The 14,997-nt window shown below is 54.9% G+C and carries 12 protein-coding genes; 4 read left to right on the forward strand and 8 right to left on the reverse strand.

Annotated elements, in window-relative coordinates; translation table 11 throughout:
• Positions 1–499 precede the first annotated feature (499 nt).
• Positions 500–2,347, forward strand: a complete 1,848-nt coding sequence (locus MKJ04_RS15650; RefSeq protein ID WP_241642592.1) for a DEAD/DEAH box helicase — start codon at positions 500–502, stop codon at positions 2,345–2,347.
• Positions 2,348–2,876: 529 nt separating this feature from the next.
• On the opposite strand, the gene MKJ04_RS15655 is transcribed toward MKJ04_RS15650, so the two are convergent.
• From MKJ04_RS15655 to MKJ04_RS15665, 3 genes are all read right to left on the reverse strand, one after another.
• On the reverse strand, positions 2,877–3,326 hold the full coding sequence (locus MKJ04_RS15655; protein WP_241642593.1) for a ferritin-like domain-containing protein: 450 nt from the start codon (positions 3,324–3,326) through the stop codon (positions 2,877–2,879).
• An 85-nt stretch (positions 3,327–3,411) separates the two neighbouring features.
• Positions 3,412–4,662, reverse strand: a complete 1,251-nt coding sequence (locus MKJ04_RS15660; protein WP_241642594.1) for an NAD(P)/FAD-dependent oxidoreductase — start codon at positions 4,660–4,662, stop codon at positions 3,412–3,414.
• A 298-nt stretch (positions 4,663–4,960) separates the two neighbouring features.
• A complete protein-coding gene (locus MKJ04_RS15665; protein ID WP_241642595.1) occupies positions 4,961–5,788 on the reverse strand; it encodes an SDR family oxidoreductase in 828 nt (275 codons plus the stop codon).
• A 186-nt stretch (positions 5,789–5,974) separates the two neighbouring features.
• On the opposite strand from MKJ04_RS15665, the gene MKJ04_RS15670 reads away from it, so the two are divergent.
• Positions 5,975–7,432: a phytoene desaturase family protein gene (locus MKJ04_RS15670; protein WP_241642596.1), complete on the forward strand. Its 1,458-nt coding sequence runs from the start codon at positions 5,975–5,977 to the stop codon at positions 7,430–7,432.
• A 40-nt stretch (positions 7,433–7,472) separates the two neighbouring features.
• Here MKJ04_RS15670 and MKJ04_RS15675 read toward each other — a convergent pair whose 3' ends face one another.
• Positions 7,473–7,874: a nuclease A inhibitor family protein gene (locus tag MKJ04_RS15675; protein ID WP_241642597.1), complete on the reverse strand. Its 402-nt coding sequence runs from the start codon at positions 7,872–7,874 to the stop codon at positions 7,473–7,475.
• 127 nt (positions 7,875–8,001) lie between these two features.
• On the opposite strand from MKJ04_RS15675, the gene MKJ04_RS15680 reads away from it, so the two are divergent.
• The gene (locus tag MKJ04_RS15680) at positions 8,002–8,877 is read left to right on the forward strand and encodes an SDR family oxidoreductase (protein WP_241642598.1); all 876 of its coding nucleotides are present in this window, start codon (positions 8,002–8,004) and stop codon (positions 8,875–8,877) included.
• A 91-nt stretch (positions 8,878–8,968) separates the two neighbouring features.
• On the opposite strand, the gene MKJ04_RS15685 is transcribed toward MKJ04_RS15680, so the two are convergent.
• Positions 8,969–9,454, reverse strand: a complete 486-nt coding sequence (locus MKJ04_RS15685; protein WP_241642599.1) for a hypothetical protein — start codon at positions 9,452–9,454, stop codon at positions 8,969–8,971.
• Positions 9,455–9,583: a hypothetical protein gene (locus MKJ04_RS22810; RefSeq protein ID WP_262918093.1), complete on the reverse strand. Its 129-nt coding sequence runs from the start codon at positions 9,581–9,583 to the stop codon at positions 9,455–9,457.
• 328 nt (positions 9,584–9,911) lie between these two features.
• Here MKJ04_RS22810 and MKJ04_RS15690 point away from each other — a divergent pair, with 328 nt between their 5' ends.
• A complete protein-coding gene (locus tag MKJ04_RS15690; protein ID WP_241642600.1) occupies positions 9,912–10,526 on the forward strand; it encodes a PAS domain-containing protein in 615 nt (204 codons plus the stop codon).
• A gap of 100 nt (positions 10,527–10,626) precedes the next feature.
• Here the strand turns inward: MKJ04_RS15690 and MKJ04_RS15695 are convergent, their stop codons facing one another.
• The gene (locus tag MKJ04_RS15695; protein WP_241642601.1) at positions 10,627–13,824 is read right to left on the reverse strand and encodes an efflux RND transporter permease subunit; all 3,198 of its coding nucleotides are present in this window, start codon (positions 13,822–13,824) and stop codon (positions 10,627–10,629) included.
• A 29-nt stretch (positions 13,825–13,853) separates the two neighbouring features.
• Entirely contained in the window at positions 13,854–14,978 is a 1,125-nt protein-coding gene (locus tag MKJ04_RS15700; protein ID WP_241642602.1) for an efflux RND transporter periplasmic adaptor subunit, read from the reverse strand.
• Between the last annotated feature and the right edge of the window lie 19 nt (positions 14,979–14,997).

Raw genomic sequence — 14,997 nt, forward strand, 5'->3', positions numbered from 1 at the left:
TGGAGCATATGCGTGTATTCTGCTTACAGAGTATCCAAAGTATCTCTTTGATAAAAGGCTTCGGCAACAAAACGGTGGCATTGGCTTGTCAACCGGCGCCCAACATGATAGAGGCCTGATAAACTGATTCTTGTAACGATTGACGATTCCGAAGGTTTCTATTTTTATTAGAAAATTTATCATTTTATGAATAGCAAAAAATGTTTTAACGTCAGTTAACTAAGCATAATATAATGTTGCGTGAGAGTACACGGGTATTCGGCAGAATGCTCTTGAAACAGTACAAATTATATATTTATACAAATCATCACAAGCTTTAGCTATAGTCATTATTTTGTTGTAATTTTGCACCCGATTTGGTACAGTCTGAATTACGGATAACTGGATGCTCCCACTGTAGGCTACCCTGGTTGTTTATTGTTTTTGTGTCGCTCTCGTACATGCAGAGATAGGTTGAATAGCAGGCTGCCCCAGGTTATCAAGTACTTAAGTAAATTAGATGAACAAAATCAGATTTGATGAGCTTCCGCTTTCGGCGGAAGTACAGCGCGCAATCGCTGACATGGGCTTCGAAGAAGCTTCTCCCATCCAGACGCAAGCCATTCCGGTTGTTTTAGAAGGCAGAGACATTATAGGGCAGGCCCAGACGGGCACCGGTAAGACGGCAGCCTTTGGTATCCCGACCATTGAGACCGTTGACCCAAATGACCGCAGTGTGCAGGCGCTTATCCTGTGCCCTACGCGCGAGCTGGCGATCCAGGTTTCCGGTGAAATCCAGAAACTGGCCAAGTACAAGCAGGGCATCAGCGTGGTGCCGATCTACGGCGGCCAGAGCTATGACCGTCAGCTGCGTGCCCTCAAGCAGGGTGTGCAGATCGTGATCGGAACGCCGGGCCGTGTGATGGACCACATCAACCGCGGCACCCTGGTGCTGGACAAGGTGAAGAAAATCATCCTCGACGAGGCAGACGAGATGCTCGACATGGGTTTCCGTGAAGACATCGAGTACGTGCTGGAGCGGATTCCTGAGGATCGCCAGACGATCTTCTTCTCCGCCACCATGTCCAAGCCGATCATGGAGATGACCAAGCGCTACCAGACCGATCCGGTGATCGTGAAAGTGGTGCATCAGGAGCTGACCGTGACCAACATCGACCAGTTTTACTTCGAGGTGCGCAGCAGCGCCAAGCAGGAGGCTGTATCGCGTTTGCTGGATATGTATAACATGAAGTCGGCGATTATCTTCTGTAACACGAAGCGCATGGTGGATGACCTGGTGTCAGGCCTGCAGGCGCGCGGTTACTTTGCCGATGCTTTGCACGGTGACCTGAACCAGAACCAGCGCTCTAACGTGATGGGCAAGTTCCGTAACGGAACCCTGGAGGTGCTGGTGGCTACAGACGTGGCCGCCCGCGGACTCGACGTGGATAACGTGGAGGCTGTGATCAACTACGACCTGCCGCAGGACGAAGAGTCTTATGTGCACCGTGTTGGCCGCACAGGCCGTGCCGGTAAGTCTGGCAAGGCTTTCTCCTTTGTGGGAGGCCGCACCGACGGCTACAAGCTGAAGGACATCATGCGCTTTACCAAAGCCAAGATTGTGTTGCAGCAGGTGCCATCGATGGAAGACGTAAACGAGATTCGCTCGAACCTCTTCTTTGATAAGGTGAAAGAAGTGTTGGAGAAAGGCCACCTTGCCAAGCACGTGGCCCGCATTGAGCGCTTCGTGAACGAAACGGAAGAGTATACGCCGCTTGATGTGGCTGCCGCACTCATAAAAATGAGCCTGAAAGAGGCAAAAGTGAAGGAGAAGGGCGCTGAGGCCGAAAAAGGACTGAGCGTGACCAAGGACGGCATGGACCGCCTCTTCATCACGATCGGTAAGAAAGACAACGTGCATCCGCGCGATCTGATCGATCTGCTGTCCCAAAACGCAAGCATCCCAGAGGGAAGGGTAGGCGACATCGACCTGTACGATAAGTTCAGCTTCGTGGAAGTGCCTTCAGAGTATACCGCTGAGATTGTTGCCAACCTCGGTCGCGTGGAATACCAGGGCCGCATGGTGGTGGTAGAGAAATCGCAGAAGAAAGGCAGCGGCCCGAAAGAAGGCGGTCGCGGCGACGGCGACGAGTTCGGCTTTAGCGACCGTGGTGGCGACAGAGGCGACCGCAGAGGCGGTGGAGGCGGCTTTAATCGCGACAGAAATCGTGGCGGCGGCTCTTACGGCGGAGGCGGCTCTTACGGTGGAGGCGGTGGTTCCTACCGCGACAGAGACAGACGTGGCGGTGGAGACCGTGACGGCGACCGCAGAGGCGGCGGTGGCGGATTCAAAAAAAGAAGATTCTAAATCAACCTTGTTGTTTTAGCCCCGTATATATAATCAGACAGCGTTTGAAACTTCAAAGACTTCTAAAGCTGTTAGAAAAGGCCGACTTGAAACGTCGGCCTTTTTGTTTTATACCCCTCCTCCGGTTTATACCTTATACCCTACAGGCCGTAATCCACTCATTCAGGATTTAGCAAATCCTTACTTTATACCGTTCTCGAATGAGTATTGAGTTATTAAAGTCCTGAAAGTATTTGCTTGCAGCATTGATACAAACTGCCATTCCCCCCATTAGGTGCTACCCGATCATACTTTTTGGATCTCTACAAACACTGGCGCAAGCGTCCGCTTGTGCCGCTATTAGGTTTGTTAATTTCTTGTGAGGCACAAGCAGCCGCTTGCGCCAGATAATGGCCATATAATGAATAGGGTATGAGCAAGGTACTTTTGTGCTCATCATTTGATACTGGTAGTACATCCTAAAATTACAGCAGCAGGCATAAAAAAAGGAGCCGAAGCTCCTTTTCCCATTTTACAATTTCATGTGTGCTTAGTCTCTCGCAGCGTCCCGCAGGGTGCGGATATGGTCGTGTGCGCTTTTCACATCAGCATATTGTTGCTGCACGATGGATTTCAGTTCTCCTGGAAGCTCTTCTTCCAAGGCTTCTTTATAGGCTTTCACGGCGTAATCCTCGCCACGCTCACACTCTGCCAGTACTTGCTTTCTGTCTTTTGAGGTCAGCGCAGACTTCAGGTCGATCCAGGCCCGGTGCATTGTTCCTTCAATGGAGCTGGACTCATCATCGAGGCCGCCCATTCTGGCCAGTTGGTCCTGCAGCTCTGTGATCATGCTGTCGCGCTGCACGGCGTATTTCTTAAAGAGGTCCTTCAGGTCCTTATCGTCCACGTCTTCTGATGCGGTTTTATACCCTTTGGCACCGTCCTTACATCTTTCAATCAGATGGTGTATTGTCTTTCCTAATTCTTTATTTACGGCCATAGTTTTATGTGTTTTTGGTATCTAATAACAAGCAGATGTACTGTTATTATTGCAAAATAGTTGCCATAGCCCCCGCAGAAAGCTTTTAGGATGGTGCCGAGGCCATACCCCTTCCGGCCAGGTAGCCGGTGGTCCAAGCGGCCTGGAAGTTGAACCCTCCCGTGATTCCGTCGATGTCCAGCACCTCACCGGCGAAATAAAGCCCCGGCTGCACGCGGCTTTCCATGGTTTTCATGTTCACCTGGCTTAACGCTACGCCTCCGCAGGTAACGAACTCTTCTTTGAAGGTGGTTTTGCCCTTCACCTCGACAGGTAACCGTAGCAGCGCTTCCACCAGTTTGTTTGTGCTCTTGCCCGGCATCTCGGCCCAACGGGTTTCCGGGGGTGCCTCAGCAAGATTTGTCAGGGCTTTCCAGAGGCGTTGCGGGAGCCCAAAAAGCGGATTCGTGCCCACTACCTTTTTGGGGTGGTCCAGGCGGTACTGCTGCAGGTGCGCGCGCAGGCTCTCTTCCGTGAAGTCCGGAATCCAGTTGATAAGCGCGGTGAAAGTATACTGCTGTTGCTGGAAGTAGCGGGCTCCCCAGGCGGAAAGCTTCAGCACTGCAGGGCCGCTATACCCCCAGTGCGTGATGAGCAGTGGGCCTTCATACTCAAGTTTCTGGCTGGCCACCCGTACCTTTGCGCGCGGCACTGCCACCCCCTGGAGCTCTTTGAGGGGAGAGCCGGGCACGTTGAAGGTAAACAGCGACGGGACCGGTTCCAATATGTCATGGCCCAGCGCCCTCAGCCAATCGTAGCCCGCAGACTTCGGGTTGCCACCCGTGCATACCAGCACCTTGTCTGCACGTATGGATTCGCCGGTGCTGAGCTGGAGCCGAAACGAGGGGGTATGGGAGGGAGGCGCTTCTACCGTTATCTTCTCGACTCCCGTACCCGTCCGTATCTCTATGCCCTCGCGCTTTGCCTCCTGTAGCAAACAGTCCACGATAGTCTCAGAGTTGTCCGTGACCGGGAACATACGCCCGTCTGCCTCTGTTTTAAGCGCAACACCACGCTCGGCAAACCAATCGATCGTTTCCTGCGCCCCAAACACTTTGAAGGCATCTTTCAGCTGTTTGGCCCCACGCGGATAGTGCTGCGAGAGCACTGACGGGACAAAGCAATGGTGGGTCACATTACAGCGCCCGCCGCCAGAAACCCGCACTTTCGACAGCAGCTTGCCGCTCTTCTCCAACAGCAGCACCGTTGCCCCGGGAGTATGCGCCGCGCACGTGATCGCGCCAAAAAATCCCGCCGCCCCGCCACCGATTACCACTATTTTCTGCTGCCTGCTCAATTTTAAATAGCTTTTTGTAGATTGTTCTCTTAACTGGAATGCGTCTGTAGTTGGGCTTGAATTTATACCTGATCAACGGTATAAACAGTAATATCCTGCAGCTTTATGCCTGATAAGCGCAATCCCTGAAATTTCAGCTGCATGCAATGCCTTTTACTCTTGCTGATTACCTATAAGGACACAAGGGTAAACATCACTGTATGAGGAGTTTAAATACTAAATAAATATGCTTGCCTATAAGCGCTCAATATCATTAAGGGAAATCACCTTACGCATTCTGTTATCCATCTCAAAGATACTAAAAGAAGGCCATAGGGTCTGGGTGCAGAAAGGAATAGGAGAGGGCATCCTTTAGTTTCTGACTGTTAATCAGCTTGAAGTGCGTTTTCTCCATGGCGTCAAATTCCGGAGGGGTGAGCCCCAGGGCATGTGCAGCCTGGGTATAAAAATCCTTGCGGAGGGGATGCAGGTCGGCACTGGCATGAAACGTAGCCCCCCATTTTTGCTGTTCGATAATGCGGTACATAATCTGAAGGCAGTCGTCGAGGTGAATGAGGTTGACGGGCGCATCGCCGTTTGGCACATGCTTTTTCCCGGCCAGGAAACGACCCGGCTTGCGGTCGTCGCCCACCAGGCCACCGAAGCGCAGAACAGTCGTCATCCAGCCATCCCCGTTCTGGAAAAGCTGCTCGGCCTGCAGCAGCATGTTGTCGGGTTGCTGCTCGAGGGTATAGGCAATGTCCTCCTCGGTCACGACTCTGTTGAGATCGAGGTATACGGAGGTGGACGACACAAACAGAACCCTGTTGATAGTAGCCCCGGACATTGCCTTGAGGAGGACATGCATTTGCCTCAGGTAGCTTTCGCCGCCGTCGGAGCGCAGGTGTGGCGGTATGTTCAGCACCAGCACCTTTGCCTGCAAAAAATCCTGCAGCATGTCCATATCCAGGTTTTCGTCCTGCAGGTTCAGCAAATAAGGCTGGATACCTTTTTCTAGTAGCACGTCCATTTTCTCGGGCGTTGTCGTCGAGCCCTTTACCGTGTACCCGGCTTTTACTAACTTCTCGGCGAGCGGCAAGCCAAGCCAGCCGCAGCCCATCACGCTGATATCCTCTTTGTCTTCCATGTAAATTTATTTATTCCGCGGCGCAGCTGGTGCATTAAGAGGGCCATTTGCGTTTTTGCCATTGGCACTTCTCCCGGGCGTGGCTTCCTGGCCACGTGGCTTTGCCCTATATCCTAACAATTACCCGGGCCTGGTGTTTAAGCAAAACCTCCTGAATGAAGGACGGAAACATAAAGTAACACAAAAATGAGGTATGATGTCGTACTGGTGGGCTCAGGTTTTGGGGCGTTGACGGCGGCGGCACTGCTGGCCAGGCGCGGACTGAACGTCTGCGTGCTGGAGCAGGCCAAGTACCCGGGAGGCTGCGCCACCTCTTACAAACGGAAGGGCTATTGGTATGAGACAGGAGCCACTACGCTGGTCGGCCTGGACGAAGGAATGCCCCTCCGGTATCTGCTGGACGAGACGGGTATACAGGTGCCGGTTCAGGAACTGACGCCCTCCATGCAGGTACATCTGCCCAACGGCATTTGCCTGACGAGGTATAAAAATCTGGATACATGGATAGCGGAGGCTGAGCGCGTGTTTGGGGCACACAACCAGCGCCCCTTCTGGGAGTATTGCTACAGCATCAGTCAGGGGGTATGGCGCACCTCACTGCAGCAGCGCAGCTTCCCCTTCTCTAACCTGAAAGACCTGATGCGGGCGGCTTTGCGCGTGTCGCCTGCGCAGCTAAAGCTGTTGCCCGGCGCGTTCAGGACCATGCAGGATGTGCTGCAACGGTATGGCCTGCTGGAAAACAAGCTATTCGTGGACTTTGTGAATGAGCAGTTGCTGATCACCGCGCAAAACCGCCTGCACGAGGTAAATGCCCTTTTTGGCGCGACCGCCCTATGCTATACCCTGTACAGCAATTACTATGTTCCGGGCGGTTTGATAAATCTAGTGAAACCTGTGGTAACGTACATTGGCGCGCATCCGGGGTGTGCGGTGCGGTATGGCCAGGAGGTTACGCAAATCCAGCGGGAAGGAGAAAGCTATCGAGTAGAAACGAACAAGGAAACCTTCCACAGTCGCTTTGTGATCAGCGGTATCCCACTTACTAACACGCAGGCGCTCTGGCAGGACATTAAAATAAAGGAAAGGCTCAAACCTCATATCCTTCCCTCTGAAAAGTTGAACGGGGCGTTTACCATGGCCCTCGTCCTGCGGGGGCTAAAGCCGCCTTCCGTGCTGCATCACCAGGTGCATGTGCCAGGTGGGCTGCCCATCATCGGGAGCAACAGCGTTTTTATAAGCTTCAGCCAACCCGGCGACGTCAACCGCGCACCGGCAGGGGAACTGGTGGCCAGCATCAGCACGCACGTGCCGCACCCGGAGCGAACCCTCATCACCGACAAAGCCGCGCTGGAAGAGGCTATCGTGGCCGTGCTGGAGCAATGGGGCATCCTTTGCCGCGAGCACATCGTGCAGCAGCAGTCGGCCACACCGGGTGCCTGGCGTTTCTGGACCGGGCGGGCGTATGGTGCCGTGGGGGGCTATCCGCAATACCGGCACACAAAACCCTGGCAAATGAAAGACGCACGCCTCGACCATAAAGGCGCATACCTTTGCGGCGACACGGTATACCCGGGGCAAGGCATTGTGGGAGTTTGCCTGAGTGGCATCATCGCAGCCGAAAAGCTATGGCAGGATCATTTTTAAGCCAAGCCATACCTCCCAAGCGCCTGATGCCTCACATGCCTCACGTTTCAACCACCACCGTGGTCAGGCCGGCTATTTCCCCGTCTTCGGTTTTGCCCAGTATATAGGCGGTGATGCGTGTCTCGCCCACGCGGTATACTTTCACGTCTTGCAGCAGGTCCTGTAATTTGGCCTGCAACTGCTGGAAGCGCTCACCACGTGCGAGGGCATCGGGGGTTTCTTCGGGCGGGCGCGTCTGGTTGCGCAGAAAGTAGTCCAGCTCAACAACCTCAACCGGGTACTGGGCAGGCATGCCGGCCATTTTCAGCACCGTCTCTTCGTTCAGTTCTTCATGGGCAAAGTCCTTGTCGTAGTAAAACTCGAAAGGCTCGTCTGTCTCGCTCAACATCAGGAGTCCGTTGGCCGCCTGTTTCAGTTCGGTTTCAATCTGTTCTATCGGCATCTGAATATCATTTTAGCGTTGAAAGAATAGGGGCACAGGCCGGATAAACCGAGTAGGTTTAGTAAATTGGGTTGGCAGTGCGCTAAATTTATACGTTATTCCAAGCAACAGCAACTAACCTATACTTATGAAAAAAGCCGAACCAATGTTACAGTCCGGGGCCCTGAAAGATAAAACAATCATCGTGACGGGCGGCGGCACAGGCCTTGGCCGCTCTATGGTCAAGTATTTCCTGGAGCTTGGCGCCAACGCCGTCATCTGCAGCCGCAAGCTCGACGTGCTGGAGGCCACCGCCAGAGAACTGGAGGAGGAGACAGGCGGGAAAGTGCTGCCCGTGGCCTGCGACGTGCGCAAGTATAACGAGATAGAGGCCATGCTGCAGGCAACGCTCGACGCGTTTGGCAGCGTGGACGTGCTGGTGAACAACGCAGCGGGTAATTTTGTGAGCCCCACGGAGCGCCTCAGCCACAAGGCTTTTGACGTGGTGACGGACATCGTGCTGAAAGGAAGTTACAACTGCACCCTAGCACTGGGCAAGCACTGGATCGGGCAAAAGCAGGAAGCCAACATCCTCAACATCGTGACAACCTATGCCTGGACCGGCTCGGGGTATGTGGTGCCATCGGCCTGCGCGAAAGCAGGCGTGCTGGCACTTACCCGCTCCCTGGCCTCCGAGTGGGCCAAATACGGTATCCGCTCCAACGCCATTGCCCCGGGCCCGTTCCCGACGGAGGGGGCCTGGACGCGCCTGTTCCCCAAGCAGCTGGCCGACCAACTGGACCCGCTCAAGCGCATCCCTGTCGGGCGTTTTGGCGAGCACCAGGAACTGGCCAACCTGGCAGCCTATCTGGTGTCTGACTACGCGGGCTTTGTGAACGGGGAGGTTGTGACGATTGACGGCGGCGAGTGGCTCTACGGAGCCGGGGAGTTCAACTCCTTCGATCAGATACCGCAGGAAATGTGGGACGCCATGGAGAAGAAAATGCGCGGGAAGGGGCAGTAGCGCATACAGCCTTTGCTTCCTCACACACCTATAAATACAAAACCGCAGCCTTTTGCGAAAGCTGCGGTTTTGTATTGTATAAAAAGCCTCCCTATTGATTAGAGAGCAGTGCAACCAGGATTACGTTAACGCCAAGCGCAGCTCCCCAATTTCTCCATACCTTGCGTGACTTGATTCTGCGCGACCCTTTGCTATACCCGTTTTTGTAGTCCTGGTTTTTCATGAGTTCGCTGCTGGGATAGTCCAAGTTGTGCTCTTTGGGCGGTGTGGAAGAACAGGCTATGGCTGGCACAAGCCCTACCAAAGGCGACAGGAGGCTTACCACCAGCGTACCGGTGCCAGCCCCTTTATACCCTTTGTAGTAAAGTGCAGCATCCTGCTGGCCTTTATTGTAGCCATCCACAACATCAACGCCCTCTCTTTTAGGTGTTTCTGCCAGGGCATACATACCAGCTGGCGCGGCACTCTCCAGCTCAAATGTCTCCGTGGTTTTGTTTTCATACTCAATCAGCAGAATCTCTGATTTTGGGAGCGAGTAAACGGGACCATCCAGGTGTTCGTAGCGTTTGAATTTCACCTAGGCAGGGGTCACCTCCATTACCTTCGCCTGAAAGTTGTCGCCACTGCGTTTTGTGATAATGTCCTGCGCCTGCACCGTCGGCAGCGAGAGCAAACTGAACATACAAAGTAGGAAATGTTTTCTCATGTTTGTTTTCAAAGTTAAGATGTGAAATAGTTATTCAAAAATAGTACATCGCTAATAATTCGCAAATATGTTTATACCATTTTTTATATACAAAGGAATATTTTGTAAATGTATGCCTAAGAGTACTATACCCTTAGCGCATATACAGCTTGGTACATTTTCCGCATATGCGTAAGAGAAAGCTGGGTAGTGAAAATAAAAATATTGTTTCACTTGTATATATATGCAGCTAAATGTAAGTTCGGAGTCGAGAAACAACAAAGGCCATAGCTGCTTAGAAGAATTAAAATAAATAGCAGCATTGTAAAATTTATATTTCAGTTTGAATATGAAATACTTCGAAGAGACGAAAGAACTGCTGGATGATTCTAATTTTTATTATATCATCCAAACAAACATGGAGGGGAAGTATGAATATGTTAATGAGCGATACCGCAAGGTCTTTGGCCATATACACGGTCCCATCGTGGGGCAGCCATATGAAATAACGATGCATCCGGATGACACCAGGGTGTGTCAGGAAATAGCAGCCAAATGCTTTGCATACCCCGGAAAAGTGTTCCCGGCCACCATCCGGAAGCACGATGGCCAGGGGGGCTATATCATCACGCAATGGGAATACAAAGCGCTCATTGACCCTGCAGGACAGCCGGCAGGCGTGTTTTGCCTGGGCTATGACGTAACGGAGTACCAGGCGCATTTCAAGCAGCTAAAGGACACCCAAACGCAACTGGCCCACAAAGACGGCTTGCTGCGCGAAATTGCCTATACCCAGTCGCATGTTATCCGGAAGCCTCTGGCCAATATCCTGGGGCTTGCCTCGGTGTTGAGCAATATGGACATAGACCAGAACATGCGCAACATCTGCTCCATGCTGATTGAAAGCTGCAGCCAGTTAGACGATGTGATCAAGGCTACGGCAGCGAAGAATTACGATTACTGATCCAACCTTCACAATACTAGAAAAAGCATACCCGTTCACGCAACAAGGCCCGACGATAACGTCGGGCCTTGTTGTTTGAGATAAAATAGGTGCAGACGCTTTACGCGTGCGGGTTCACGTAACCCGGGGCACCGCCTTCTTCTGTGGGTATCTGGTTCTCGCGGAGCCGGGCGAGCCCTTTTTTGCCATAGGCCAGCCGCGTGATCACGACATACAGCACCGGCACCACAAAGATGGCCAGGAAGGTGGCCGCCAGCATTCCGCCGATCACTACCCAGCCAATGGTTTGCCGCGAGACGGCCCCGGCTCCCGTGGCCATCGCTAGCGGCACAACGCCCAGGATAAAGGCCATCGAGGTCATGATGATGGGGCGCAGGCGCAGCTTCACGGCTTCGATGGTTGCCTCTATCAGTTCCATACCCCGGTCTACGCGCTCTTTGGCGAACTCCACAATCAGGATGGCGTTTTTAGCGGCCAGTCCGATCAGGGTGATCATACCGATCTGGGCGTAGACGTTGTTATCCAGCTTTGGCAGGAAGGTCAGGGCCAGTATCGCCCCAAACATACCCAGCGGAATGGCAAACAGGATAGAGAAGGGCACCGACCAGCTTTCGTAGAGGGCGGCCAGCAACAGCAGCACCAGGATGATGGAAAGCGAGAAAATATAGACCGTGCTGTTTCCGGCAGCAAGTTCCTCGCGGCTCAGTCCCGAGAAATCATACCCATACCCCGTTGGCAGCACCTCGGCGGCTACTTCCTGTAGCGCCTGCAGGGCCTGGCCACTGCTGTAGCCTGGTGCAGCCCCACCCAGCACTTCCACAGAGCGGAAAAGGTTGTAGTGCGAGATAACAGCCGCATTCTCCACCACTTTAGAGGTGACCAGCGCACTCAGCGGCACCGATTCTCCCTGGCGGTTCAGCACATAGTACTGTTTCAGGCTGCCGATGTCCATGCGGTAGGACGTGTCGGCCTGGGCCACCACCCGGAAGTTGCGACCGTAGCGCGTGAAGTCGTTTACGTAGCGGCTGCCCATCAGCGACGACATGGTAGAGTATATGTCGGCTATAGACACACCGAGCCGTTTGGCTTTCTCGCGGTCTACCTCCACATGATACCCTGGCGTGCGGGTGTTGAAGAAGCTGTAGGCCATCGCGATTTCGGGGCGCTGGTTTGCCGCTCCCAAAAACTGCCCCAGGGTTGCTTCGAAGGCCTTCAGGTCTCCGCCGCCCGCCCGTTGCTCCAGCATAAAGCTGAAACCGCCGGAGTTTCCGAGTCCCGGTATGGCCGGAGGGGCTACCACAATCACGTTGGCTTCCTTAATCACAGACAGGCGCTGGTTCAGAGTGGCCATCACACCGGCCAGTTGCTGTGCCTCGTCCTGCCGCTGATCCCAGGGCTGTAACTGCAGAAATACCGTGCCGCTGTTAGACTTAAAGGAGAAGTTGATGGCGTTGAGGCCACCGATGGCGGTGTAATTCTTGATCGCGGGGATGTCGGCCATGATCTTGCCCATCTCCGCCAGAACGGATTCCGTGCGTGAGGCGGAAGAACCCTCCGGCAGCTCAATCGAGACAAACACGCGGCCTTCGTCCTCTGTCGGGATAAAGCCGGTTGGCTTGGTGGTGAACAAGCCAACGGTACCGGCATAGAGGCACGCCAGCAACACCAGCACGAGCGGAGCCAGCTTGATGGAGCGGCGCACGCCCCCCGAGTAGGATTCTGTGGTGCGGGCAAACCAGTTGTTGAAGCGGTAAAAGAGCTTGTTCAGGCCGCGGGAGTCTTTGTTCACGTTCATGGGCTTGAGCATGATAGCGCACAGTGCCGGTGTGAGGGTAAGGGCCACAAACGCCGAGATCAGCACCGAGATGGCAATGGTAATGGCAAACTGCTGGTAGAGTCGGCCCACGATGCCGGGTATAAAGCCCACCGGTATAAACACCGCCGCCAGAATCAGGGCTATGGCAATCACAGGGGCGGTGATGTCTTTCATCGCCTTGCGCGTGGCGTCGCGTGCCGACAGTCCCTCATGGTCGATGTAATGCTGCACGGCTTCCACCACCACAATCGCGTCATCCACCACGATACCGATGGCCAGCACAAAGCCGAACAGGGTAAGCGTGTTGATGGTGAACCCGAGCGGGAGGAAGAATACAAATGTGCCGATGATAGAAACCGGGATTGCCAGAATAGGCACCAGCGTGGCCCGCCAGCTCTGCAGGAACAAAAACACCACGATGATCACGAGAATCAGCGCCTCGATGAGGGTATGGACCACCTCGTTGATCGACACCTGCACCACGGAAACCGTCTCAAAGGACACGACATAGTCCACGTCGGCAGGGAAGGACTTCTTCAGTTCGTCGAGCGCGGCGTATACCCCCTCGGCCGTATCCAGGGCGTTGCTGCCCGGAGCCTGGTACATCAGCAAAATGGCCGACGGCTTGCCGTTGATGGTGGCTGCGCGGCCATAGTCGAAGCGGCCGAACTCCAGCCGCGCCACGTCGCGCAGGTATACCATCGAGCCGTCAGCGGGGTTGGTCCGGACGATGATGTCGCCGAACTCTTCCTGGGTGGTAAGGCGGCCCGTCACCGTGATCGGGTATTGGAACGCCTGGGTGTCATACTGCGGCTTGGCACCTACGGTACCGGCCGCCACCTGCAGGTTCTGCTCCTGTATGGCCCCCGTGATCTCGCTGGCGCTGATGCCGTATTGGGCGAGCTTGTCGGGCTTCAGCCACACGCGCATACTGAAATCCTGGCCCAGGGCATTGATGTCGCCCACGCCTTTTACCCGGAGCAGGGCATCGCGCACAAAGATGTTGGTGTAGTTGTCGAGGTACTCGATGTTGTGCGTGGCCTTCGGCGAGAAGATACCCACCACCATCATGATGCTCGGGTTCCGCTTGCGCACCGTCACGCCAAGGCGCCTTACTTCCTCGGGCAAACTAGGCTCGGCAATGCTGGCCCGGTTCTGCACGTCCAGCGTGGCGATATCGATGTCGGTGCCCACCTCGAAGGTCACGCTCATGTTCATCTGGCCGGTACTGGTGTTAGTAGAGGTGATGTAGGCCATACCCGGCGTGCCGTTAATCTGGGTTTCCACGGGAGTGGCCACGGTCTGCTCCACCGTCTGGGCATCGGCCCCAGTGTAGATTGCCGACACCGACACCACCGGCGGGGAGATGTCCGGGTACTGCGTGACGGGGAGGTTCATCATGGCCAGCACCCCCACGAGCACGATCACAAGGGAGATCACGATAGAGGTGACGGGCCTTCTTATAAATACATCTGATATCATCGGTCTTTCGAAAGTCTCTTTTTACACGTTTATTTAGTCGCGGCGGCTGGGGCTGCGCCCACCTGCACCTTAGCTCCCTGACGCAGCTTTTGCAGGCCTTCCAACACGATGGTCCTGCCTGGCTCCAGCCCTTCCCGGATCACCACGTCAGCCCCGAAGCGGGTGCCTAGTGTCACGTTCTGCTGGTTTACCGAGTCGCCCTGCACCACATACACAAAGTACTCGCCCAGCTGCTCGGTCACGGCCTTAAACGGAATCACCAGCTGCTCGCCAATGTCCTGGTTCAGCACCTGCACATCCACGGTCATGCCGGGCACCAGCGTACGGTCCTGGTTCGGGAACTGCAGCCTAACGGTGGTCGTACCGGTGCGGCGTCCAATGGCCCGGTCGATGACCAGCATCTTGCCGGGGTAGGGGTATGGCCTGGAGTTGTTGAGCTGGAGCGTGAAGAGCGAGTCGGGCTGTTGGCCTTGCGTGAGTTGGCTGAAGCGGCTGATCTCCTGCTCGTTGATCACAAAGTCCACCGCAATCGGGTCGGTGGAGGAGATGGTGTTAAGCAGCGGCTGCCCCGGCGACACCTGCGCACCCACGCGCACCTGCGAAATGCCGATGGTGCCATTGAAGGGCGCCGTGATGGTGGAATAACCCAGATCGGTGGAGGCGCTGCTGACCTGCGCCTGAGCCGCCGCCACCTGCGCCTGTGCGGTTTGCACGTCGGTGCGGGCGTAGTCTACCTGTTGGCCTGCGATGGCCTCGCGCTCGGCCAGGCGCTCGTAGCGCTCCAGGTCCTTCTGCACGCGGGCCAGGTTGGCTTTGGCGCTTTGCAGATTGGCCTGCGCCTGTTGGTAGGATGCGCGGTATTTGCTCTGGTCGATCTCGTACAGGCGTTGCCCCTTGGTCACGCGCTGGCCGTCCTTCACATAAATGTTGGTAATGTAACCAGACACCTGCGGGCGCAGCTCAACCTCATTCAGGGGGACCACCGAGCCGGGATACGTATCGGTGCCGGTCACGCTTTCCTGGGTCACGGTGTAGGTGTTCACCGGCACAGGACCGGCGCCGGGGCGCTGCTGCGCGTTCTGCTCGCCGCCGCAAGATAGCAGCACGACTGGCCCGAGGATGGCCATGAGCAGCCAGGTATAATTCCTTTTCATGATGGTATGCATTGCTGTG

Origin of the sequence: Pontibacter sp. E15-1, assembly GCF_022601975.1 — a bacterium.
Classification (GTDB): domain Bacteria; phylum Bacteroidota; class Bacteroidia; order Cytophagales; family Hymenobacteraceae; genus Pontibacter.

Bases quoted from the DNA above. Each gene is read 5' to 3' on its own strand.
- MKJ04_RS15650 (WP_241642592.1), top strand. From the start codon at position 500: ATGAACAAAATCAGATTTGATGAGCTTCCGCTTTCGGCGGAAGTACAG.
- MKJ04_RS15655 (WP_241642593.1), bottom strand. From the start codon at position 3,326: ATGGCCGTAAATAAAGAATTAGGAAAGACAATACACCATCTGATTGAA.
- MKJ04_RS15665 (WP_241642595.1), bottom strand. From the start codon at position 5,788: ATGGAAGACAAAGAGGATATCAGCGTGATGGGCTGCGGCTGGCTTGGC.
- MKJ04_RS15670 (WP_241642596.1), top strand. From the start codon at position 5,975: ATGAGGTATGATGTCGTACTGGTGGGCTCAGGTTTTGGGGCGTTGACG.
- MKJ04_RS15675 (WP_241642597.1), bottom strand. From the start codon at position 7,874: ATGCCGATAGAACAGATTGAAACCGAACTGAAACAGGCGGCCAACGGA.
- MKJ04_RS15680 (WP_241642598.1), top strand. From the start codon at position 8,002: ATGAAAAAAGCCGAACCAATGTTACAGTCCGGGGCCCTGAAAGATAAA.
- MKJ04_RS22810 (WP_262918093.1), bottom strand. From the start codon at position 9,583: ATGAGAAAACATTTCCTACTTTGTATGTTCAGTTTGCTCTCGCTGCCG.
- MKJ04_RS15690 (WP_241642600.1), top strand. From the start codon at position 9,912: ATGAAATACTTCGAAGAGACGAAAGAACTGCTGGATGATTCTAATTTT.
- MKJ04_RS15695 (WP_241642601.1), bottom strand. From the start codon at position 13,824: ATGATATCAGATGTATTTATAAGAAGGCCCGTCACCTCTATCGTGATC.
- MKJ04_RS15700 (WP_241642602.1), bottom strand. From the start codon at position 14,978: ATGAAAAGGAATTATACCTGGCTGCTCATGGCCATCCTCGGGCCAGTC.